The following is a 21,348-nucleotide window of genomic DNA, read 5'->3' as shown; positions in this document are numbered from 1 at the left end:
TGCCTCTCAGGCTGTGAAACCGCAGCTGCGAACATCCGGCGCAATAATTTCAATTGAGATGAAACCGATCGGAGCGCGGGCAACCCGCCTGTCCACAAAGATGCCCCTGGCCAAGACAGTGTGGATCGGCGGGCAGGGGGGGGGCATAGTGGCGACATGCGCAAGCATCCGGGCGCGATCGGCCCTGCGTCCGGTGAACAGCTCAGACGCCCGGGCTGCCTGAAAGACTGCCATGCCGCCACCATCCAGCCTGCGGCAGCCAGGCGCACGGGCAAGGCGCAGCAACTCGGTCTCCAGCGGAAAACAGACGATTTCTGCCACCCGGTGCCGTGGATCAAGGAGCGCAGGATCAGGGGCTGTGCCCTGGTGGTCAGCCATGCCCATGGGGGTCGCGTTGATCAAACCGCTGATCCGGCGGGTGACCTCGGCAGCATGGCCAATGGCTTGCGCGAAAGGGCGCCCGGCGCGGGTGTTGAGATCCTGCGCCAGTTGCGCCGCGCGTCCCGGGGCCGCATCCGGCAGATAAAGCCGCCCCACACCGAGGGCGGGACAGGCCTGCGCTACGGCAGCCCCCGCGCCGCCCGCGCCCGGTTGCAGCACCTCTGTCAGAGATGCCCCGGGAAGGCCGCGACGGAAGCTTTCATAAAAACCGGACCCGTCGGAGTTATGCCCGATGCGTCTGCCGTCCCGAAAGACCTCCGTGTTGACCGCACCCAGGGCGCGGGCATCGGGGGAGATGCGCCGGAACCTGCTGCTTGCAGGGAGGAGTGATATTCACCCCGGCCAGTCCGGCAGCCTCCGCCTCGGCCAGAAGATTTGGCAGGGCGGCGGCGGTCAGCCCCCGCGCCTGCAGATCAATCAGCGCATCATCGAGGCCGAAGCCCTGGGCGCGCGCCTCTGCCATATGCAGCGCCGGGCTGCGCGAACCTGTGATCCCCGCCCCGATCAACGCGATCTTCCGCATGGCTCAGCCAATCATCCCGGTCAGCGCGCGCACGGCATGGATATAACCGCCGGCCCAAGCCCCGCCATGACAGCCGTCACAACCGGAGACATCAGGGATTTGGGATAGACGGCCCTGCGCGGGTGGAGGTTGGAGAAGTGAACCTCAATGATCGGCCCGGGGAACATCTTCAGCGCATCCATGATCGGGACGGAGGTGAAGGTCAGGCCTGCCGGATTGATCAAAATGGCCGTCGCGCCGCTGTCGATGGCCTCATGGATCCAGGCGACGATCTGGCCTTCGTAATTGCTTTGCCGGAATTCAACCGGGGTCTCTCCGGCGGCATCGCGGCACCAGGTCTCAATCTCGGCCAGGGTGGCATGGCCGCAGATCTCGGGCTCGCGTTTGCCAGGGCGGTTCAGGTTGGGGCCGTTCAGAATATAAAGTCTCTCACTCCGCTCAGCCGCCATAGCCCGCAAGGCGCGGCAGCCAGAGGACCAGATCCGGGAAACAGGTGATAAGGGCAAGGCAAAGGACCATCCACCCAAGGAAGGGCAGGCCGTCGCGGATGAGATATTTCATCGGCGTGCCCGTAATATTCGTCATGTTAAACAAAAGGATGCCATAGGGCGGCGTCACCAGACCCGGCAGGATACTGACGACGACCATGACACCAAAATGCACCAGATCAATCCCAGGCGCCTGGGCGGCAGGGATAAAGACCGGCACGATGATCAGCAAAACCGCCATCCCCTCCGGCACGCAGCCAGAGACCAGCACGATCACATTGACCAGCAGCAGAAACTGCAAAGCTGTCAGCGCCCGGCCCTGCAGAACCGCGCGCAGGGTCTCGGGAATAGTCCCGATGGTGACGACATAGTTAAAGACCAGCGCCCCCCCGACCATCCTCCCGATCGAGGCCGAAGTGCCGCCGGGATCAGCACCGCGTTATAGCCCTCGCGCCAGGTCAGGCTGCGGCAGATCAGCACCGAGACCCGCACCGCATAGGCGGCAGCCTCGGTCGGAGGGGTGATCCCGCTGCAGATGCAGCCCGGCAGGATGACCGGCATCAGAAGTGTCGGAAAGGCCGCCCAGGTGACACCGGGGATTTCGCGCAAAGGCACGCGCGCCTCGACGGGGAAGTTGTGCCGCCTGGCATCTCAGGCGACCTGGGCCATCTGCATGGCGGCCATGATCAGCCCCGGCACCACACCAGCCAGAAAGAGAGAGCCAATCGAGGCATACGAGACGGGCGCATAGACCACCATCGGGATCGAAGGCGGCAGGATCGGCCCGATCACCGAGGTCACGGCCGATAGTGCGGCCGCATAGCTCGGGGTATAGCGGTTCCCGCGGGCCATCATGGCCTGCATCATCCGCCCCAAGCCCGCGGCATCGGCGATGGCTGAGCCCGACATCCCCGCAAAGATCAGGCTTTGCAGCACATTGACCTGCGCGAGGCCGCCGCGCAGATGCCCCACAATGACATTGCAAAAGCGCAAAAGCCGCTCGGTCATCGCGCCGGAGTTCATGATTTCCGCCGCAAAGATGAACAGCGGCACCGCCAGGATGATGTCATTCGAATACATCCCGTTCAGAAACGGCTCGGCGGCCGTGCCCATATCCATGCCGGTCATCCTGAGATAGCCGACAGAGGCCAGGATCCTCGACAGCCCGATGGACATGCCAGGCAGCGCCAGCGCGGTCAGCGCATAGATCGTCAGCGCGAAGGGGCTGGAGAGATTCATACGCCGGAGCTCGCTTTGGTGGGGTCAAAGGCCTCGGGCGCTTTGCCATAGATCGCGCGAAATCCGATCCAGAGGTGCCGCACGATCAGCGCAGCGGCAAAGATCACATAGATCGACCAGAGCCAGTCAAACCGCAGCCGCAGACAGGCGGTTTTCTCCACCTTCATGAAGGTGACGTAATCCCGGCATCGACAGCACCAGAACCACCACCGCCACCGCCACCGCCGAGGTGACCAGCGCCATGCGCCGCCGCGTTCTGTCGCCTACCGCGCCATAGATCAGATCAAAGCGCATCTCCCCGACATCGCGGATCACAAAGGCCGAGCCAAAGAGCCTCAGCCAGATCCACAGGATCACGCTGACCTCATGGGTCCGGCCAATCGGCCAGTTCAGCAGATAGCGCGAGACGATCTGCACCAGAACGACGACGCACATGGCCGACAGCAACGCCACCACCACATCCTCAGCCCGGCGCGCAAGCCAGGCCGCAGGCTTTTGATAAGGCATGCCCCCCCCGCCGGACCGGATCGCGCGCCGCGAAACGGGGGCGCGCGGCCGCCGGGATCACAGCGCGGAGATGCGCTCAACCAGGCCCCGGGGCCAGTCTTTCGCCAGGGCGGACTGGAGACAGGCTTTCTGCACATGGCTGCGCAAGGCGTCGAGATCGGGGGTATAGACGTCGATCCCTTTCCCGGAGAAGCTTTTCGCCAGCCCGGCCTCATGCTTGTTATCCGCGGCTTTCCGGAACCCGGCTTTCTGCGCGTCTGAGAAGCCCTGCCAGACTTTCCCGAGACGGCCGGCAGATCAAAGGCCACCAGATGTGAGGTCATGATGATCTGCTTCATCACCTCATAGAACTTCATATTTTCGACATTCGGCAGCGGGTTGTCCTGATCGTCGATCGCGCCGGTCTGAAGGCCGGTACAGACCTCCGCACAGGCCATGGGCGTCGGGGTCGCGCCAGGCGCCGAGCCGGGGAACTGCCAGGCCGCGCCGCCGGGCATCCGCAGCTTCCCCCCGGCCAGATCGGCAGGGGTATTGATCTTTTTGGTGATGCTCAGACCGAGCTGACGGGTGCCATAGAAGGTCGGCCCGAGGAGTTTGATGCCCAGCTGCTTTTCGGCCATCTCCTTCATCCCGGCCCCGAGATCGGAGGCAAAAAGGTCGTCAGATGCGCGAAATCGCGGAAGAGACAGCCCGAGGTCAGCGCCGACCAGGCCGGGGCCTGGTTGGGCATCTCCTGCGGCGCGATGTTGGACATCTCAAGGTGACCGCGCTGAAGCGCCACCAGCCCGGTGTCCTGTTTAAACAGCACGCCGCCATAAAAACCTTCATAAGTGAAGTCTTTGCCAATGGCCTTTGCAAACTGCGCCATCATACGGGCGCGGATATCCTGCTCAGAGAAAACCGCGGAAAAGCGGATCTTCTGCGTGGTCTGTGCCTGCCCCATACGGGCGAGGAGCGGCGTGGCAAGCGCAGCCGCGCCCAGGGAGGGTGAAACCCCGCCGCGTCAGTCTGCTCTTCTTACTGCCCTCCCCGGCGGCCCTGGTCATGGCTGCGCTTTGCATCGGAACATTTTCCAATCAACCGGGGGTCTTTGTTTCAACAGATATTTTTCAAATGACACGATGATGCCTGGCGCTTGCGCGGCAGGGCCGCTGCGGGTGAAATACCCCCTGGGGAGGCCCCTTATAACCTCTGTCCGGCAGGCGGCCCAATCCGCGGGTGAGCAGATCTGTGGCCGGCTGCGCGGTAACATTCTCTTTGGTGGTCTGGCACCGGGGCTGCGCCTCCGGCTGGAGCGGCTGCGCGAGGAGTATGAGATCTCTGTCACCACCCTGCGCGAAGTCCTGGGGCGGCTGACCTCTGAGGGGCTGATCCGTTTTGAGCCGCAAAAGGGCCTTGAGGTGGCGCGGATCTCCGCCACGGAACTGCGCGATATTGCAGAGATGCGGATCCTGCCGGAGTGCCATGCCGCGGCCCTGTCCTTTGCGCAGGGCGATCCGGACCGGGAAGCGCGGGTGGTCGCGGCGCCTCACAAACTCACCCGTATGAAGGCGCGGATGCTGGCCGGGGACCACGAGGCCACCGCCGCCTGGAAGCGCGGTGGCCGCGACTTTCATGTGGCGCTGATCCTGGCCTGCGATTCAGCGGAACTTCCGGGCGTTCACGCGCGGATCTTTGATCGCTTCCTGCGCTATCAGATGCTTCTGGTAATGTTTCGCGGCGCGGTGGCCGCGGCCGAACATGATGCGCGGTTGCAGGCCGCCCTTGCGCGGGATGTCGCGGCGGCGCAGAAGATTCTGACCCGTCATATCCCGGCCTGCATTGAGTATACCCTGGTCCATGGCCTGCTCCTGCAGTCTGAAGGACCCCTGCCATGAGCGATCCGCGCCGCCCCGGAGTGGGCGAGGGGCTTTATCACCCTCTGCGCGGCGATATCATTCAGGGCCGTCTGGCGCCCGGCGCAAAGCTGCGCCTGGAGCAGTTGCGCGAAAGCTGTGGCGTGGCCGCCAGTACCCTGCGTGAGGTGCTGTCGCGACTGGCGAGCGACGGTTTCGTGCGGACCGAGGGGCAGCGTGGTTTTCAGGTGGCCCCGATCTCAGCCGAGGGGCTGCATGAGATTGCAGGTCTGAGATTTTTGCCGGAAGAACATGCGCTTGCGCGCAGTTTCTCGCGTGGAACCCTGGAGTGGAAAACCCGGGTGATCGCCGCGCATCACCGGCTCGACAGCCACGAAGAGCGGCTTGAGGCCGGGCACCGCAGCGATATCAGCCTCTGGCGTGAGGCGGGCGGGCGGTTCCACCAGGAGTTGATTTCGGCCTGCGGCTCTGCGGTGATGATGCAGACCCCTGCCGGGGTTTTTGACAAATAGCTGCGCGATCAGATGATCGCGCCTGCCTTCCGGGCCGGGCACCGCGCGCTTTGCGACGCGGCCCTGGCCCGGAACACCGACAAAGCGGTCAGCCTCCTGCGCCATCCCATTCACGCGGGCGTAGACCACGCGCGGCAGCGCTGGACCGGAAGGCTGTAGCAGCCGGGGCCGGGCGCGATTTTCCACGGCATATAGATGCGGTGCCGCAGGCTTTTGGCGCAGCCTCTCCGTCGGCATCAGCTCATGCCCGTCCCGGCGGGGATCGGGGCGCGCGGCTGCCTTGTCCTGGTGGCCCTGCGATTCAATTCCGGACCCGGGAGAACAGGGAATTGGCGCGCCCTGAATGCGGGTTTTCTGCCTGTCTGCGACAACCTGCGGGCGGATCGGTCAGCCGCGCGGGCAAATCCGGGGGGAGGGGTTTCGACGCCGGGGCGGGCGAAAAGCGGGGCCGGAGCCCCGCTTACCTCTGTCTCAAAGGCGCGGCAGATCGCCCTGCAATGCACGCGCAAGCCGTGCCATCAGGCGGTCGGCCTCGGCCATGTCCGTGGGCGACATCTTCGGGCCGGGTGCGCGGGTTGCGGCCGAGGCGATGGCACCGCGGCGCATCAGGATATATTTGCGCACGCCAAGGCCAAAGCCGGGCTGCTGTTCGTGGCGCAGGATGGGGAGGTAGCGATCGAACAGATCTTCGGCCTCCTCCCTGCGGCCCGCTTCATGCAGGGCCACGGTCTGCACGAGGGCCTCGGGATAGGCGAAGCCGGTCATGGCGCCATCGGCCCCGCGCTGCAGCTCCTGGGGGAGATAAAGCCCGCCGTTACCGGTCAGGATCGACAGCCGCTTCGTGCCCGCGGCCGTTTCATCGCCGCGCAGCCGGCTGATTTTGGCAAGCCCCGGCCAGTCCTCATGCTTCAGCATCACAATCTGATCACAGGCCTGCGAGAGGCGGCGGATCAGCGCAGAGGAGATCGGCAGACCCGTCGCCAGCGGAAAGTCCTGCAGACAGACGGGGACATCGGTGCCGATTGCCGCGCAGACATCGTGGAAATAGGCCTCGATGCGGTCTTCGCGGGCGGGACCGGCGGCGGGCGTGACCATGACGCCGGAGGCACCTTTGTCCATGCTGTAGCGGCTCAGCTCCGCCAGATTGGCCATGCCGGGGTCTGAGACGCCCACCACAACCGGCAGATCGCCGCTGCGGGCGAGAACCGTGTCGATGACCGCGCGGCGCTCTTCGCCGGTCATCTTATTGGCCTCTCCCATCATGCCAAGGATCGTCAGGCCGCTGACACCATGCGAGATGTAGAAATCCACCAGGCGCCGCAGGCTCTCATGATCCACAGCGCCCTGATCGGTGAAGGGCGTGGCGGCGATGATGTAAACGCCGCGCGACTGCCGGTTGATAAGCTGTGCCATAACCGCGCCTCAGATCGCCGCGGCGCGGCGGGTGTCGATATAAAGGCGGCGCAACTCCTGCGTCAGAGGACCGGGTTTGCCATCTGCGATGCTCTGCCCGTCGATTTCAACCACCGGAACCACGAAATTGGTGGCCGAGGTGATGAAGGCTTCACGCGCGGCCAGTGCCTCTGCAGGGGTGAAGGGGCGCTCTTCGACCGAGATGCCCTGAGCGGCGGCCAGATCCAGCACGGACGCGCGGGTGATGCCCGGCAAAAGGGCATGCGAGAGATCGCGGGTGATCAGCACACCCTCCGCCGAGACGATATGCGAGCTGGCGGCGCTGGCTTCGGTGACAAAGCCGTCTTCCGTCAGCCAGGCATCATCCGCACCGCGCGCTTTCGCCTCCATCTTCGCCATCGACGGATAGAGCAGCTGCACGGTTTTGATGTCGCGGCGGCCCCAGCGAAGATCGGGCAGCAGCACGACCTTGATGCCGCGCTCTGCGGCGGCATTCTGCAGCACATTCTTGCTTTGCGTGAACATCACAAGGGTCGGCGGGGTGTCTGCCGGGGGATAGGCGAAATCGCGGTCGGCAACGCCTCGGGTCAGTTGCAGATAGATCATGCCCTGATCCATCTGATTGCGCGCAACGATCTCACGATGCGCAGCGAGCAGCGCCTCTTCGCTGAGCGGCAGCGTCAGGCCCAGTTCTTTGGCCGAGCGTTGCAGCCGGGCGGCATGACCGGCGTAATCGACCAGTTTGCCGTCGAGCACACAGGTCACTTCATAAATGGCATCGGCCATCAGAAAGCCGCGGTCAAAGACCGAGACCTTTGCCTCAGGCTCAGCAAGCCACTCGCCGTTGAGATAGATAATACGGGTCATATCAGGACCTTACTTCGCTGCGAAGGGCGCGATTACGAGCCCGTTTTTTTCAAGTTCACCGCGCAGATGCCGCGCGATACCAACGGCTCCGGGGGTGTCGCCGTGGATACAAAGGCTGTGCGGCTCGACCGGCAGGCGTTTGCCGCCCGTGGTCGGGATATGGCCGTCAAGCACCATCTCCAGCACCTGATCGAGGCTTTGCTGCGGATCATGGATCACCGCGCCGGGCTGGCTGCGCGGGGTCAGCTCGCCCATATCGGTATAGCTGCGGTCGGCATAAATCTCACAGGCGACGCGGATCCCGGCTTTCTCAGCCGCAAGATAGGTCTCAGAATAGGGCAGGGTCAGAAAGACCAGCCCCGGATCAACGGCCTTGATCGCGCGCACACAAAGGGCTGCCAGATCGGGATCAACAGCGGCCATATTGCCAAGTGCGCCATGGGTTTTCACATGGGTCATCGGATGACCCTCAAGCGCGGACATCCCCTGCATCGCGATGATCTGAAAGATCAGCTGCGTCTCAAGATCCTCCGGGCGCTCGCCTGAGATGCGGCGGCGGCCAAAGCCGTAAAGATCGGCAAAGGAAGGATGCGCCCCCACCGAGACGCCTTTCTCTTTCGCCATGCGAATCGTGCGCCGCATGACCACCGGATCCCCCGCATGAAAGCCGCAGGCGATATTCGCGCTGCTGACCAGATCAAGCATCGCGGCGTCATCGCCGACGGTAAAAGCGCCAAAGCTTTCGCCCATATCGCAGTTCAGATCAATCGTCTGAGCCATTCCCGTCCCTGTTGTTCAATTATTGATCGTTTTTTGCGTGGTGTCGGAATTTTTTCCCTCAGCGTCATGTGCCGATTGACAGCTCAAACGACCCCGCCACATAACAAGGCATACAGTTGGTATACCGAAAACTCAAGACATTTCAAACCAACCAAACCCGGAAAGGGACATTATGAAACAGGGAAAATTCTTTGCAGTATCAGTGGCTTTTGCCGCTGCGCTCACCGCTGCCCCGGCCTTTGCCGAGACCCGGTGGGACATGTCAATCGTCTGGCCGGAAGGCAATTTCCACACACAGAACGCCATGGCTTTCGCCGAAGCGGTCCAGACCGCGACGGAGGGTGAGGTGGTCATTACCGTCCACTCCGGCGGCGCGCTCGGGATCAAAGGTCCCGAGGCTATGGCAGCGGTTCGTGACGGTATTGTGCCGATTGCCGAGATCCTTTTGAATCAGCAGGTCGGTGAAGCGCCGGTGCTGGGCATTGAGACGCTGCCTTTCCTGGCGCCGACGATGGCCGATATTGCGCTTTTGCACAAATATTACCGCCCGAAACTCGATGAAGTCGCCAGCAGCATGAACCAGAAGCTGCTTTATACGGCACCCTGGCCGGGCCAGGCGGTCTATGCGCCCCATGCGATCAACACCGTGGAGGACCTGAAGGGTCTGACCATCCGCGTGGTGGATTCCAACGGCAATGACTTCTTCGGCGCACTTGGTGCGACCCCGATCCAGATGCCCTGGGGCGAAGTGGTCCCCTCGCTTGCGGCGGGCACCATCAAGGGTGTGACCACCTCGTCCTCCTCGGGCGTGGATGGTGCGTTTTGGGAATTCACCAAACATATGAGCACCTTCAACTGGCAGGCCTCATCGAACATCATGTCGGTGAACCTCGATGCCTGGAACGCTCTGCCGCTGGAGACCCGTGAAGCCATTGAGAAAGTCGGCCGCGACCTGGAGGGCCAGTTCTGGCTTAACAGCCGCGCGGAGGACGACAAAAAGATGGCCGTGCTGCGCGAGAATGGCGTTGAGATCACTGCCCCTTCGGCCGAGCTGTCGGCGCAGCTGATGGAGCGCGCTCTGCCGCTCTGGGACGCTTTCAAGATCCGGGTGCCCGATGCCGCCCCGGTGATCGACGCCTATCTGGCGGCCCGCAAGTGAGACCCGCTCTCTGCGCCTCCCCCATCGGGCTGTGCGCAGAGAGCCCCGGACACGACCGCCTGTCCCCCGCCGCACGGGGGGCAGAATTTCCGCGCCGGAGTGCAGGGCCATCATGACATCCATTCCTTCCAACCGCTTCCGCAGGACGCTGGCCGTGATTGACGCCGCGACCGATGCGGGCGGCTTTCTCGCAGCCCTGAGTCTCCTGGGCATTCTCTTTCTGATCGGTGCCGAGATCTTCTCGCGTAATCTGCTGTCTTATTCGCTGCATTTCTCCTGGGATCTGGCGGGCTATCTGATGGGCGCCTGTTTTCTGCTCGGCTGCGGCAGTGCGATGAAGGGCGGCAGCCACGTCCGCGTCACCGCCCTGCTGGAGGCGCTGCCGACATCCATGGGGCGACTGCTGGAGCTCGCCTCCTGCCTCGTGGGGCTGGTGATCTGCGGCTATCTGACCTGGGCTCTGGCTGAAATGGCCTGGCTTTCGGGTCAGCGCGGCTCAACGGCGGCCACCTCATTTCGGGTGCCGCTGGTCTGGCCGCAGGCGGTTCTGGCGCTTGGGGCGGCTTTGATGACGCTGCAGTGCTTTGCGCAGTTTCTGCGCCTGACGCGCGGCGAGGCTCTCTCGGTCGGCCCGGGCCTGGAATAAGGAAGATCTGATATGGGAAAAATTGTTACCTCCCTTCTGGGGCTGATGACCCTGCTTTTGGGCAGTGGTCTGTGGATCGGCCTTGGGCTGATCGGAACCGGCGTCGGGCTGCTGTATCTCTTCCGGCCGAATATGCCGGCGGTGAAGCTGCTGGCGCAGCAGGCCTATAACGTCGTCGTCTCGCCGGAACTGCTGGCGCTGCCGCTGTTCATTCTGATGGCCGAGATCCTGTTTCGGACCAAAATTTCTGAGGCGCTGTTCACCGGGCTGTCGCCCTGGCTGCGCCGCGTGCCGGGGCGGCTGAGCCATCTGACGGTGCTGGGCTGCACGATGTTCGCCTCGGTCTGTGGCTCTTCGGCGGCGACCACGGCCACCGTGGGCCGCATCACCGCAAAAGAGCTGATCGACCGTGGCTATAACCGCGATCTGGTGACCGGAAGCCTGGCCGGAGCCGGGACCCTTGGCTTTCTGATCCCGCCCTCAACCATCATGATTATCTATGGCGTGATGGCCGAGGAATCGATCCTGAAGCTCTTTATCGCGGGGATCGTACCGGGGGTTCTGCTGGCGGCCAGCTATATGGGCTATCTGGCGATCCGCTCCTGGCTGAACCCGAGCCTGGTGGGCGAAACCCCGCCCTCGACCACCTTTCGCGAGAAGATGATCGCGCTGAAGGACCTCGGGCCGCTTTTGCTGCTTATCGGCGGGGTCATTGGCTCGATGTATGGCGGTTTCGCCTCTCCGACGGAGGCTGCGACCGTGGGTGTTCTGGTCTCGATGGGCATTGGCTTTGCGCAACGCACCCTGACCCTGCGCGGCGTCATTGCCGCGGCGCGTCAGGCGGCGGAAAGCTGTGCGATGATCGGGCTGATCATGCTGGGCGCGATGTTTTTGTCGACGGTGATCGGCTATCTGGGCATCCCGCGCTATATCGCGGCGGAAATCCAGAGCTGGGGCATGTCGCCTGTCATGCTGATCGTGGTTCTGCTGGTCTTCTATGTGATCCTCGGCACCGTGATGGAGGGGCTTGGCATCATCGTGATGACGCTGCCGATCACCCTGCCGCTGGCCATGGCGGCGGGCTATGACAAGGTCTGGTTCGGCATCTTCCTGGTGATCGTGGTGGAAATGGCGCAGATCACCCCGCCGGTGGGCTTTAACCTGACCGTCATTCAGCGGCTGACCGGAGACAGCATGGGCCGGATCACCCGCGCCACCCTGCCGTTTTTCTGGATCATGTCGGCTTTTGTGCTGATGATTGCGCTTTTTCCCGGCATTATCAGCTTTCTGCCCGAGCTGATACGTGGGAAATGAGCGGGCTTCGCCCCCCGCTCAACCCCTGACCTGACCTGACCTGTGCCTGCCTGAAGTGAGCCTGACTGTGATGATGACACCGAAACTGCTTCCCTGTGGCGACAGCGCGATCTCGCTGCAGCTTGGCGAGACCGTGGATGCTGCGACCAATGCGCGTATCATCGCCCTCGCCGCTGCGGTAAAGGGGCTTTGCGACGAGGGGGCTTTGCGCGGGGTGCTCGACATCGTGCCCACCTACCGCTCGCTTTTGCTGCGCTATGACCCGGCGGAAATCCGCGGCCGCGCGCTGGAGGAGCTGCTTTTGGATCTCGCAGGCCGCCCCGCGCTGCCTGCCGCCCCCGCGCGGCTCTGGCGGGTGCCCTGTCTTTATGGCGGAGAGGTCGGTCAGGATCTGGAAGATCTTGCCGCCATGAAAGGGCTGAGCACAGATGCGCTGATCGCCATTCACGCAGGCACCGATTACCGCGTCTATATGATCGGCTTTGCGCCGGGCTTTGCCTATCTCGGCGGGCAGCCTGCGATCCTTGACACCCCGCGACTGCCAAAGCCGCGCCAGCTGATCCCCCGCGGTGCGGTGGGGATCGGCGGGCAGCAGGGCAATATCAATTCGGTCGCCGGCCCCTCGGGCTGGCGGTTCTTAGGCTGGACCCCGGTCCGCGCCTTTGACCCCGCGCGGGCAGAGCCTTTTCTCTTTCGGGCCGGAGATCTGATCCGCTTTTGCCCGGTCGGGGCCGATGAGGCCCGCGCGCTTGAAGCCCGCAGTGCTGCGGGCGAGATGATTATCACTCCCGAGGACGTCCCGGCATGACCATCACTCTGATTTCCGCCGGACCCATGCTGACGATCCAGGACGCGGGCCGCTTTGGGCTGCGCCATATGGGCGTCTCTCCCGCCGGTCCGGTCGATGCCGCCGCCATGGCGCTTGCCAATGCGCTTTGCGGCAATGAGCCGGGTGCTGCGGCGCTGGAGTTCTCCGGCCCCGCCGGAAGCTTCCGCACCGATCAGGCTTTGCGCTTTGCGGTGACCGGCTCGGACTGCAGCATCCGCATTGATACGCGCCTGGTCGCGGCGGGCGAAAGCCACCGCCTGAACCCCGGCGAGACGCTGAGCATCGCCGCCCCCCGCGAGGCCACCTGGGCCTATGCTGCCTTTTCAGGCGGGATTGCGACGCCTCTGGTGCTGGGTGCGCGGGCGACCCATCTGCGCTCGGGCCTCGGCGGGATTGAGGGGCGGGCTTTGCGCGCGGGCGATCGCCTGCCGCGTGGCGCCGACAGCGCCGATACCCCCTGTTTGCGCCCCGCAAGGCCGCTGACCGGGCACCGCCCGCTGAGCGAAAGCGGGCCGATCCGGCTGATCCCCGGCCCGCAGGATGATTATTTCTCGGCAGAGGCTCTGGCCCGTCTGACCGAATGTGAGTTCACCGTGACCCCGCAGCGCGACCGCATGGCTATGGTGCTTGGCCGCACCACGCTCAGTGCCGCGCGCGGGCATGATATTGTCTCGGATGGCACGGTTCCGGGCTCGGTCCAGGTGCCGGGATCGGGGATGCCGCTGGTGCTGCTGGCGGAAAGCCAGACCACCGGGGGCTATCCCAAAATCGGCACGGTGGCCTCGGTCGATCTGGCGCGGCTGGCGCAGCTGCCGGTGGGGGCGGGCTTTCGCTTTCAACTGATCTCGCGCGATGAGGGCGAGGAGCTGTTGCTTGCGCAGCGCGCGCGGCTGCGCAAGCTGCTGGCGGATCTGGTGGCCAAACCCGACAGCTGGATGCGCTCGGAGTATCTTTTGTCCTGCGATCTTGTTGGCGGGTTTTACGACCCCGGGGAAATCCTGCGCCCCGTCATGCAGGGCCGCGGCGGAGAGACCTCATGAGCGGCGCCCGGCCCCTCGCGGCGCTGGCGCACCAGCGCATTCTTGCGATGATTATCGACGGTCGCCTGAAATCGGGAAGCCTGCTGCAGGAGGCCGCTTTGGGCGAGGCCTTCGGCATGTCGCGCACCCCCGTGCGCGAGGCAATCAAGCGGCTGGAGGGCGATGGACTGGCGGTCGTTGACGGCCGCTTCATCCGCGTGCGCAGCCTGACGCCCGAGGATATTGATGAGATTTTCTTTCTGCGGCTGGAGCTTGAGCCCCTGGCCGCCCGCGCAGCCGTGCGGCTTGCACCCGCCGAGATCACTGCGATGGAGACGCGGATCCGTCAGCTCATGGCCTCGGATACCTCGGATCTGAACGATCTGCAGCGCGCCACCGATCATGATTTTCACCAGTTTCTCGCCCGGTCTTTCGGCAATGCCGCCGTGTCGCGCACCATCTCTGAACTCCAGCGGCGCACCTGCGTGTTTGACTACAGCCAGGTCCCCGACCGCCTGCTGCGCGGCTGCAATGAGCACCTTGAAATTCTTGAGCTGCTGCGGGCCGGCAATCCCGATGCGGTTGAGCAGGCCCTGCGCTGCCACCTGCAAAACGCCCGCGCGGCGGTGTTGCAGCGGCTGCGCGCCGCCACCGACCAGACGCCCGGGGAGAGCTGACACAATGATTTTCTGCGCAGACCTGCCCCGCCTTTCCCGCCCGCGTCCTGCGGGCCCCGTCGCCCCGACATCCCTGAACCCGGGATTTCTCATCCCCGGCATCACCCCCAGACTGGTCCGGAGGACCCGAGCATGATGACTTTTTGCGCGGAGCCGGTGCCCGGCCTGAACCCCGTGATCTTAACCACCATTGAGCGCGTTCTGACGCGGGTGAATGCGCTGAGCCAGGGCGGCCCGGGCTGGACGCGCCCCTCCTATTCTCCGCTGGAAAGCGCCGCCCATGCGATCATCGAAGAGGAGGCGCTGGCGCTTGGGATGGAGGTCCGGCGCGATCACGGCGGCAATCTGATCGCGCGCCTGCCGGGGCGTGATCCGGAGCTGCCGCCGATCTGGTGTGGCTCGCATCTCGATACGGTGGCCGAGGGCGGCGCCTATGATGGCCAGGCGGGGGTGGCGGCGGCCCTTGCGCTGGTCACCGCGCTGCGCAGCACGGGGGTGACCCCGGCGGCGGATTTCGTCATTGTGGTTACCCGCGCTGAGGAAAGCGTATGGTTTCCCGTCTCTTACATCGGGTCCCGCGCGGCCACCGGGCAGCTTCTGGCGGCCGATCTTGAGGCGCGCCGCGTCGATACCGGGCGCAGGCTTGCCGATCACATGCGCGAGGAAGGCGGCGATCCGGAGGCGCTGATGGCGGCCACGCCGCCCGCTCCGGCGCGGTTTCTGGAGTTTCATATCGAACAGGGCCCGATGCTCGACAGCACCGCAGAGCCATTTGGCATCGTCACCGCGATCCGGGGCGGTTTGCGGTACCGCGCGGCGCGGCTTCACGGCGTCTGGGCGCATTCCGGGGGGGCGCCGCGCGACGGGCGCGCCGATGCTGTGGTGGCTTTTGCCGATCTGGTTCTGGCGATGGACCGGATCTGGGAAGATTTCCTTGCCAAAGGTGCGGATCTGACGGTGACCTTTGGCCGTGTCAGTGCGGCCTCACCGGCCCATGCCATGGCGAAAGTGGCGGGAGAGCTGGATTTCTGCCTCGATCTGCGCTCAGAGGATGTCAGCGTGCTGGATGCGGCCGATGCGGCGCTGAAGGCGGAAATCGCCCGGATTGAGGGGGCGCGTCCCGGCATCCGCTTTGATCTTGGCCAGCAAAGCCGCAGCCGCCCGGCGCAGCTCTCCGAGAGCATGGCCGAGTGGGTTGCGGGCGGGGCTGCGCGTCTCGGGCTGAACCCGCCGCGGATGCTGTCGGGGGGCGGCCATGACGCGGCTGCTTTCGCCACGGCGGGATGGGAGAGCGTGATGGTTTTTATCCGCAACTGGAACGGCAGCCATTGCCCCGATGAGGGGATGAACCCCGCCGATCTGGCGCTGGCCGTTGAAGCGGTCTGCACCGCGCTGAGCGGAAACGCCGGACCATGAGCCGCGAGACCCTGTCGCAGCAGGCCTGCCGGCTGATCCGCGATGAAATCAACGCCGGCCTGATTGCGCCCAATTCCATCCTGACCGAACGCGATCTTGCGGAACGGCTCGGGATCTCGCGCACGCCGCTGCGCTCGGCCCTTTCGGTGCTGGAGCGCGAGCAGGTCATTGAGCGGATGGCCAATGGCGCGCTTCTGGTGCGCCGTATCGCGATTGAGCAGCTGCTCGATATCATTCAGCTGCGGCTTATTCTGGAACGCGCGGCGGCGGTGCGCGCGGCTGAATTCGGCCTCACCCCCGAGCTTGAGGCGGCGCGCGCGCGGCAGCTGCGCTATCTCAAGGCCGATCCGGCGAATTTTGAGAGCTTCTGGATCGACGACAGCGAGTTTCACCGGGCCGTCGCACTGGCGGCACGGCTGAAGCTTCTGCCGGAACTGCTCGATGAGCAGCGCGCCATTGTGCGGCGCAGCACCATCATCCGCAGCCACGATAATTTCGCCGATCAGGCGCGCGAGCATATCGCCGTCATTGACGCCATCGCCGCCCGCGACCCCGAGGCGGCGGGTGCGGAAATGGCACAACATTTCAAACACATGCGGGCCCGCACCCTCGGCTGGCTTGATAAGGACTAAAGCAATGAGCGATCATCTGCAGGGCCGCGATGCGGTTTTCCCCGCCGCGGAATTTGACACCCGCCTGGCCCGGCTGCAAAGCGCAGCTCAGGCGCTTGGCACCGAGGCGCTGGTCCTGACGGGGCCGGAGAATATCTTCTGGGCCTGCGGTCGTCAGACCGCCGGATATTTCGCCTTCCAGGCCCTGGTGGTGCGCGCCTCTGCCCCGCCGGTGCTGCTGGTACGCCAGCTGGAGACCACGGGGGCACGGGCCTCCACCTGGCTGAAAGACATCCGCGCCTGGCAGGACGGCGAAGATCCCGCAGAGGCGCTGGCGGCGCTGGTGCAGGATCTGGGCCTGCGCCACATCGCCGTCGAGCGCAACGCCTGGTTCGTCTCAGAAGCGCTTGCCGCCAAAATCGCGGCGGCGCTGACGGGTGTCACCATGATCGACGGATCGGGCGTGACCGAAGGCCTGCGGGCGGTGAAATCGCCCTCTGAGCTGGCCGCCATCCGCCTTGCGGCGGGCTATGCCCAGGCCGGGATTGTCAGCGCGATTGACGCCTGCCGTGCGGGTGCCACCGAGAATGACGTGACGGCGGCGATGATCTCAGCAGCGATCTCGGCCGGCTCTGAGGCCATGGCGATGGAGCCGCTGGTCTCTTCGGGGCCGCGCTCGGGCGTGCCGCATGCGACCTGGCGGCGGCGGGTTCTGCGCGAAGGCGACGGGGTGTTTCTGGAGCTGGCGGGCAGCCATGACCGCTATCATTCGGCGCTGATGCGGGCCGTCTGGATGGGACCGCCGCCGGACGAGGCGGCGCGGATGATGGATGTGGCCGAACGCGCGCTGGATGTGGCGCTGTCGGCGATGCGCCCCGGCGTCGCCTGCTCGGTCCCGCATGAGGCGGCGCAGGCGGTGATTGACGCCGCAGGCTATACCGAAGCCTTCCGCAAGCGCATCGGCTATTCCATGGGCGCGGCCTTCGCGCCGGATTGGGGGGAGGGGGCGATCCTGTCGCTTTTCACCGGGGTCAACCGTCTGCTGGAGCCGGGGATGGTCTTCCATCTGCCCGCCACCCTGCGCAGCTACGGCCATTATACGGTCGGCGTTTCTGAGACGGTGATCGTGACCGAAAGCGGCATCGAGGTGCTGTCGGATCTGCCGCGTCAGATGACCATCCGCTGAACGGCTCCCCCGCCCCCCGGGAGAGGGGGGCGGGGATTCACGCCGGGATCAAAGCCCGCTGTTGCTGCGGAACGCGTCATAGCGTGCGAGGGTCGCGGCATTGGCGGGGTAAAGCCCCGGAAGGGCCACGCCCCGGGTAACCTCTGCAAGGACCCAGCTTTCAAAGGCTTCCAGCGCAACCGCTTGCGCGGCGACATCCTCAACGAGCGCTGCGGGGATGACCACCGCGCCGTCGCCATCCGCTACGATCATATCGCCCGGAAAAACCGCCACGCCGCCGCAGCCTACCGGCTCCTGCCAGCCGACAAAGGTGAGGCTTGCCACCGCGGGAGAGGCCGCAACACCGCTGCACCAGACCGCCAGTCCCGTCTCGCGCACCCCGGCACCATCGCGCACCACACCGTCGGTGATCAGCGCCGTGACACCGCGCGCCTGCATCCTTGCGCAAAGAATATCGCCGAGGATCCCCGCATCCGTGACCCCCATGGCATCGGTCACGCAGATGCAGCCCGCCGGCATCTCCTCAATCGCGGCGCGGGTGGATTTGGGCGAGGACCAGCTGGCCGGATTGGCCAGATCTTCGCGCGCGGGCACAAAGCGCAGCGTGAAGGCCCGCCCCGCGCGGCGTGGCTGATCCGCGCGCAGCGCAAAGGCCCCGCGCATCCAGACATTGCGCAGGCCCTTTTTCAGCAGAACCGTGGTCAGGGTGGCCGTGGTCACCCCGCAAAGCGCCGCCGTCAGCGCATCCTCTGCCGCAGTGGTGTCAGTCATGGAAAAGTCCTTTCAGAATCAGTGGCTCACGATCCGCCCACCCTCGATGCGGATCGTGCTGCCGATGGTGTCAGAAGCAGGCCCCGAGCCGGGAAAGGCAACCGCATCGTTCTCTTCTCCGGGCAGAGCGTCGCGGCGCAGCGGGATTGCGGCCACACTTTCGGCAACCCCTTTGGCCAGAGGGCGGTTTTCGCGCAGGCCTTTTGCGCGTCGGAAAGGGCGATCCGCCCGGGCAGGAGGATGCCGGAGGTGATCCCAAAGGCCCCGGTTTTACGCGTCAGGGTCCTGAACCAGATCCGCAGCGCATCTGAAAGCCCAAGGCTCGTGATCGGGGCCACCACGCCCTGGGGAGGAGGTGGCGCGGCCCCCGCCTGCGGCTTTCATCCCCGGCATCACCGAAAGCACCATTCCTTCAAAGCTCCCGCGCCAGAGCACGGCGGGCTGACCGCTGACGCTTGAGGGCTTTGGCCCGCCGGAATTGTTCATGAGAACCGCCACAGGGCCGACTTCAGGCTCAATCCGCGCGAGAGTGCCCTCCATCCCCGCGGCGTCGCCCAAGGTCCCTCCAGGCGGCAGCGCTCACCTCTGCGGCGGTGACTTTGGGATCACCGATGGCGATCTTTGACCCCCGCGCGCCAGCGCATGGGCACTCGCACCGCCCGGCACCAGTGCCGTCTTCCCTCTGCGGTCCAGATCCGTTGGGTCTGTCCTCTGTGACCCCGCCCCTCAGGCCGCCATGGCCTCGACGCCGATGGGGAAGAGATCGGCAAGGCGCGGGGCCGGGCGGTCCTCCCGGATCTCCCATCACCGAGCCGCGCGGCAGCGACGGTGGTGCGTCTGTCGACCGATCAGGGCATCCGCCTCTCGCGCCCGTCTGCGCCAGGACAGCCGCATTGAAAGACAACAAAGCCGGAGAGAGAGTACATGCTCTTCTCGCGAAACCTCAAAAGTCCGGGAAAGCCGCAGCGATCCGGATGGGCGCGCAGATTGGCAAGCCGGGCCTGGAACGCCGCAGGGGTGAGATGAAGCGACGTGGGTCTCTCCCGTCTCAGGTCATCAAGGGGGGCGACGGGGATTTTGCTCAGGATCTCGCAGCCCGTTTCGGTGACGGTGATGGTGCGCCCCGGACCCACTGCGCGGCGGCTTCCGACGGCTCCGGGCATGATATGCGGGCAAAAGCCATACCCGGTTCCATCACGGAGGACGGAACACATAGGTGGCATATCCATTGATGGTCGGTGCACAGGTCGCGTCCAGCGCATAGCCGCAGGCGCCATAGCGATCCCCCGCAAAAGCCGCGGCAGTTTTCGCGCTCGACATCCCCCAAGGGGGGCCAGGGCAGAAAGCCTCCATCATGGCGGCGAAGGTGCCGCCCACCACCGGGACCATCGAGGCCTGATCATCCGAGAGACACCCCGGGATCAGCCTGCGCTCAGTGCAGACCATATAACGGCGGTGGCCGGCCCCGAACCCGGCCATGATCTGATCGTTTGCTGCCTGCCGGAAGATCGCCGCCCTGCTCCGGCACGGTCGGGATGGCCAGGCCCGACAGCTCCCCCGAACAGATCCCGGGCTTCGCACGGTTGTGCGCCGCCATATGCGACAGATGACCTGCCTCCCGCATATGGATCACTTCGACCGCAGATTTCGCAAGGCGCAGATTGCGTACCGGTTCCGATCCGTCCTCCAGCCTGCCGACATCCGCCATCTCGCGTGCAGCATTGCGCGACTCGCCGGCGGTCTGATCATAAGTGAAGAGTTCAACCCCGATCTTCGCGGCTTTCAGGCGCTTTTCCGGCACCATCCCGCGCAGATCTGCGGCGGGGTTCCTGACAACGGCGTGACACCAGACGCGGATAACGGTGATATGTGAGGTGTCGCGCGCTCCACCGCCGGATCCTGCGCGCCGGCCAGAAGCGCGGTCGCCTGCTCTTTTTGCCCGCCAGCGGTCCAGGCAGGCTCCGTCAAACCCTGCGCGCCGGTGGGAGTGCCCAGCCTCCGAGCGGGGCCTTTGGCGATATCTTCGAGGTTGTGCAGGCCCTTAGGGGTATCGACGGAAAGAAGCATGGCGTCATCCACCGCGAAACCGGCTCTGCAAAGGGGGCCTCGATGTAAGGATCGGGGCGGATATAGAGCCCCGAGGCGATGATACGATGCGCTTTGATTTCAGCGCCGCGCGCTGAAGCGCATCAGAGCGGCGTCAAATTCGCCCGCGCCCATCTCGGCCATCCTGTGTTCAGGTCCCACGATCTCTGAGCCTTTGATCGAACCATCGGGGCTTGCGCAGCTGAGGGGGCCTCACTGGCAAAGCCGATCCGCGACGGCTCTTTGCGGCAATCTGATCGCTGAGCGGTCCCGCAGCGGCGGCCCGGATGCGAGAGCGGTGCCGGCGAGGATGGTCGGGAATTTCACGCCCCTGACTGTCAGACCGGACCGGGCCCGAAGGCGGCCTTATGGCCCTGGCTGGCCGCTCGGGGGCGGAGATTTCCCGGATCGTCCGGGCTGTAAAGCGAGGGGCGCGGGTTTTCTGCGCAGCGCGCCCGGCTGTCGGGATCATCGGCAGGGCAGGGCGCTGATTTGAAGGTTTCGGCGAAGTCCGGGGCGCTGCGGCGCTCAGCGGCTCTGTTGGCTCAGCCAGATCTGCCGGCAGGCCTCGGGCTTACCGGGCCGGGGGCTGGTCGCTCCCGGCGCATGTGCTGTTGTGTTTTGCCGGCCCTCAACCTGCGCGGCGACAATCGGGCTGACGTTTTTCTGAAACGGCCTGCCCCCCTCCGGCAGAGCTTTCTGCTGCGCAGCGTCTTCAAGGGCGCGTTGTGTTTCAAAGCTTTGCCCGGGGCTATGCGGGTGAAGCTGACGGATCATGCTGAGGGTCGTCGTGGGACCATCGCCAGCTGTCCTGCGATCAATCTCCGGCCGGGTGTCGTCTCAGCACCCGGCCTGCCGCCGATCCGCGACAGCTCCCGCGCGGGCAAGGCAGATGAGGCGGGGTGAAATCAGCAGTCCGGCATCATGCCGATCTCACGGAAGACCTGCAGACAGACCCCTCATTTTGCTGCAGAAATTATATCGTGCCGCAGCCCAGGGCGCATCGCCC

General features: G+C 65.0%; 28 protein-coding genes and 1 pseudogene. 11 read left to right on the top strand and 18 right to left on the bottom strand.

Annotation, left to right across the window (positions count from 1 at the left end; genetic code table 11):
- Window positions 1-6 precede the first annotated feature (6 nt).
- From EG244_RS07300 to EG244_RS20640, 9 genes and pseudogenes are all read right to left on the bottom strand, one after another.
- Window positions 7-717: a hypothetical protein gene (locus EG244_RS07300; RefSeq protein WP_233588937.1), complete on the bottom strand. Its 711-nt coding sequence runs from the start codon at window positions 715-717 to the stop codon at window positions 7-9.
- Window positions 665-964, bottom strand: coding sequence for a hypothetical protein (locus EG244_RS20890; protein WP_233588936.1), 300 nt, complete (start codon window positions 962-964; stop codon window positions 665-667). The genes EG244_RS07300 and EG244_RS20890 overlap by 53 nt, the downstream gene beginning before the upstream one ends.
- 20 nt (window positions 965-984) lie before the next feature.
- Window positions 985-1,413, bottom strand: coding sequence for a type II 3-dehydroquinate dehydratase (locus tag EG244_RS07295; RefSeq protein WP_233588935.1), 429 nt, complete (start codon window positions 1,411-1,413; stop codon window positions 985-987).
- Window positions 1,403-1,849: a TRAP transporter large permease subunit gene (locus EG244_RS20885; RefSeq protein ID WP_233588934.1), complete on the bottom strand. Its 447-nt coding sequence runs from the start codon at window positions 1,847-1,849 to the stop codon at window positions 1,403-1,405. The genes EG244_RS07295 and EG244_RS20885 overlap by 11 nt, the downstream gene beginning before the upstream one ends.
- Window positions 1,759-2,628, bottom strand: a pseudogene (locus EG244_RS21385) (TRAP transporter large permease). Before EG244_RS21385 ends, EG244_RS20885 begins: the two are co-directional and overlap by 91 nt.
- Window positions 2,629-2,687: 59 nt before the next feature.
- On the bottom strand, window positions 2,688-2,858 hold the full coding sequence (locus EG244_RS20655; RefSeq protein WP_199737861.1) for a hypothetical protein: 171 nt from the start codon (window positions 2,856-2,858) through the stop codon (window positions 2,688-2,690).
- On the bottom strand, window positions 2,818-3,198 hold the full coding sequence (locus tag EG244_RS20650) for a TRAP transporter small permease (protein WP_233588932.1): 381 nt from the start codon (window positions 3,196-3,198) through the stop codon (window positions 2,818-2,820). Before EG244_RS20650 ends, EG244_RS20655 begins: the two co-directional genes overlap by 41 nt.
- Window positions 3,081-3,818 carry a TRAP transporter substrate-binding protein DctP gene (gene dctP / locus EG244_RS21460; RefSeq protein ID WP_199737856.1) on the bottom strand — a complete coding sequence of 246 codons (738 nt, stop codon included), beginning with the start codon at window positions 3,816-3,818 and terminating at the stop codon, window positions 3,081-3,083. The genes EG244_RS20650 and dctP overlap by 118 nt, the downstream gene beginning before the upstream one ends.
- A gap of 5 nt (window positions 3,819-3,823) precedes the next feature.
- Window positions 3,824-4,141, bottom strand: a complete 318-nt coding sequence (locus EG244_RS20640; protein WP_199737853.1) for a type 2 periplasmic-binding domain-containing protein — start codon at window positions 4,139-4,141, stop codon at window positions 3,824-3,826.
- A 181-nt stretch (window positions 4,142-4,322) separates the two neighbouring features.
- Between EG244_RS20640 and EG244_RS07275 the strand changes: the two genes are divergently transcribed.
- Both EG244_RS07275 and EG244_RS07270 read left to right on the top strand, forming a co-directional pair.
- Window positions 4,323-5,075: a GntR family transcriptional regulator gene (locus EG244_RS07275; RefSeq protein WP_124964346.1), complete on the top strand. Its 753-nt coding sequence runs from the start codon at window positions 4,323-4,325 to the stop codon at window positions 5,073-5,075.
- The gene (locus EG244_RS07270) at window positions 5,072-5,566 is read left to right on the top strand and encodes a GntR family transcriptional regulator (RefSeq protein ID WP_199737850.1); all 495 of its coding nucleotides are present in this window, start codon (window positions 5,072-5,074) and stop codon (window positions 5,564-5,566) included. The genes EG244_RS07275 and EG244_RS07270 overlap by 4 nt, the downstream gene beginning before the upstream one ends.
- A gap of 471 nt (window positions 5,567-6,037) precedes the next feature.
- On the opposite strand, the gene EG244_RS07265 is transcribed toward EG244_RS07270, so the two are convergent.
- From EG244_RS07265 to EG244_RS07255, 3 genes are read right to left on the bottom strand one after another with little or no spacing between them, the layout of a single operon-like run.
- Window positions 6,038-6,979 carry a dihydrodipicolinate synthase family protein gene (locus tag EG244_RS07265; RefSeq protein ID WP_124964345.1) on the bottom strand — a complete coding sequence of 314 codons (942 nt, stop codon included), beginning with the start codon at window positions 6,977-6,979 and terminating at the stop codon, window positions 6,038-6,040.
- Between the two features lie 9 nt (window positions 6,980-6,988).
- Window positions 6,989-7,846: a D-amino-acid transaminase gene (locus tag EG244_RS07260; RefSeq protein WP_124964344.1), complete on the bottom strand. Its 858-nt coding sequence runs from the start codon at window positions 7,844-7,846 to the stop codon at window positions 6,989-6,991.
- 9 nt (window positions 7,847-7,855) lie between these two features.
- Window positions 7,856-8,626 carry a LamB/YcsF family protein gene (locus EG244_RS07255; protein WP_124964343.1) on the bottom strand — a complete coding sequence of 257 codons (771 nt, stop codon included), beginning with the start codon at window positions 8,624-8,626 and terminating at the stop codon, window positions 7,856-7,858.
- Between the two features lie 172 nt (window positions 8,627-8,798).
- Here EG244_RS07255 and EG244_RS07250 point away from each other — a divergent pair, with 172 nt between their 5' ends.
- The 9 genes from EG244_RS07250 (at window position 8,799) to EG244_RS07210 (ending at window position 17,483) form a co-directional block, all read left to right on the top strand.
- Complete coding sequence (locus EG244_RS07250) at window positions 8,799-9,785, top strand: TRAP transporter substrate-binding protein (protein WP_124964342.1); 987 nt, start codon at window positions 8,799-8,801, stop codon at window positions 9,783-9,785.
- 112 nt (window positions 9,786-9,897) lie between these two features.
- Window positions 9,898-10,431 (top strand): TRAP transporter small permease, encoded by a 534-nt coding sequence (locus EG244_RS07245; RefSeq protein ID WP_124964341.1) that lies wholly within the window; start codon window positions 9,898-9,900, stop codon window positions 10,429-10,431.
- A gap of 12 nt (window positions 10,432-10,443) precedes the next feature.
- A complete protein-coding gene (locus EG244_RS07240; protein ID WP_124964340.1) occupies window positions 10,444-11,745 on the top strand; it encodes a TRAP transporter large permease in 1,302 nt (433 codons plus the stop codon).
- A gap of 73 nt (window positions 11,746-11,818) precedes the next feature.
- Window positions 11,819-12,553 carry a 5-oxoprolinase subunit PxpB gene (pxpB, locus tag EG244_RS07235; protein WP_124964339.1) on the top strand — a complete coding sequence of 245 codons (735 nt, stop codon included), beginning with the start codon at window positions 11,819-11,821 and terminating at the stop codon, window positions 12,551-12,553.
- Window positions 12,550-13,614, top strand: a complete 1,065-nt coding sequence (locus EG244_RS07230; protein WP_124964338.1) for a 5-oxoprolinase subunit C family protein — start codon at window positions 12,550-12,552, stop codon at window positions 13,612-13,614. Before pxpB ends, EG244_RS07230 begins: the two co-directional genes overlap by 4 nt.
- The gene (locus tag EG244_RS07225; protein WP_124964337.1) at window positions 13,611-14,270 is read left to right on the top strand and encodes a GntR family transcriptional regulator; all 660 of its coding nucleotides are present in this window, start codon (window positions 13,611-13,613) and stop codon (window positions 14,268-14,270) included. The genes EG244_RS07230 and EG244_RS07225 overlap by 4 nt, the downstream gene beginning before the upstream one ends.
- Window positions 14,271-14,405: 135 nt before the next feature.
- Window positions 14,406-15,686: a hydantoinase/carbamoylase family amidase gene (locus EG244_RS07220; protein WP_124964384.1), complete on the top strand. Its 1,281-nt coding sequence runs from the start codon at window positions 14,406-14,408 to the stop codon at window positions 15,684-15,686.
- Complete coding sequence (locus EG244_RS07215; RefSeq protein WP_124964336.1) at window positions 15,683-16,318, top strand: GntR family transcriptional regulator; 636 nt, start codon at window positions 15,683-15,685, stop codon at window positions 16,316-16,318. The genes EG244_RS07220 and EG244_RS07215 overlap by 4 nt, the downstream gene beginning before the upstream one ends.
- A 4-nt stretch (window positions 16,319-16,322) precedes the next feature.
- Window positions 16,323-17,483 (top strand): M24 family metallopeptidase, encoded by a 1,161-nt coding sequence (locus tag EG244_RS07210; protein WP_124964335.1) that lies wholly within the window; start codon window positions 16,323-16,325, stop codon window positions 17,481-17,483.
- A 48-nt stretch (window positions 17,484-17,531) separates the two neighbouring features.
- On the opposite strand, the gene EG244_RS07205 is transcribed toward EG244_RS07210, so the two are convergent.
- The 6 genes from EG244_RS07205 to EG244_RS07185 all read right to left on the bottom strand — a co-directional run bounded on the left by EG244_RS07205 (window position 17,532) and on the right by EG244_RS07185 (window position 20,321).
- Window positions 17,532-18,254 carry a ribonuclease activity regulator RraA gene (locus EG244_RS07205; RefSeq protein ID WP_124964334.1) on the bottom strand — a complete coding sequence of 241 codons (723 nt, stop codon included), beginning with the start codon at window positions 18,252-18,254 and terminating at the stop codon, window positions 17,532-17,534.
- An 18-nt stretch (window positions 18,255-18,272) separates the two neighbouring features.
- Window positions 18,273-18,410, bottom strand: a complete 138-nt coding sequence (locus EG244_RS20875; RefSeq protein WP_233588930.1) for a hypothetical protein — start codon at window positions 18,408-18,410, stop codon at window positions 18,273-18,275.
- 114 nt (window positions 18,411-18,524) lie between these two features.
- Window positions 18,525-18,812 (bottom strand): SDR family oxidoreductase, encoded by a 288-nt coding sequence (locus EG244_RS20870; RefSeq protein WP_233588929.1) that lies wholly within the window; start codon window positions 18,810-18,812, stop codon window positions 18,525-18,527.
- 636 nt (window positions 18,813-19,448) lie between these two features.
- Window positions 19,449-19,700 (bottom strand): hypothetical protein, encoded by a 252-nt coding sequence (locus EG244_RS07195; RefSeq protein ID WP_124964333.1) that lies wholly within the window; start codon window positions 19,698-19,700, stop codon window positions 19,449-19,451.
- On the bottom strand, window positions 19,687-20,058 hold the full coding sequence (locus tag EG244_RS07190; RefSeq protein WP_124964332.1) for a hypothetical protein: 372 nt from the start codon (window positions 20,056-20,058) through the stop codon (window positions 19,687-19,689). The genes EG244_RS07195 and EG244_RS07190 overlap by 14 nt, the downstream gene beginning before the upstream one ends.
- Complete coding sequence (locus tag EG244_RS07185) at window positions 20,037-20,321, bottom strand: hypothetical protein (protein ID WP_124964331.1); 285 nt, start codon at window positions 20,319-20,321, stop codon at window positions 20,037-20,039. The genes EG244_RS07190 and EG244_RS07185 overlap by 22 nt, the downstream gene beginning before the upstream one ends.
- Window positions 20,322-21,348 lie beyond the last annotated feature (1,027 nt).

The sequence above is a fragment of the Falsigemmobacter faecalis genome (assembly GCF_003863335.1).
GTDB classification, from domain to species: Bacteria; Pseudomonadota; Alphaproteobacteria; order Rhodobacterales; family Rhodobacteraceae; genus Wagnerdoeblera; species Wagnerdoeblera faecalis.
This window is presented reverse-complemented; position numbering and strand designations above follow the sequence as displayed.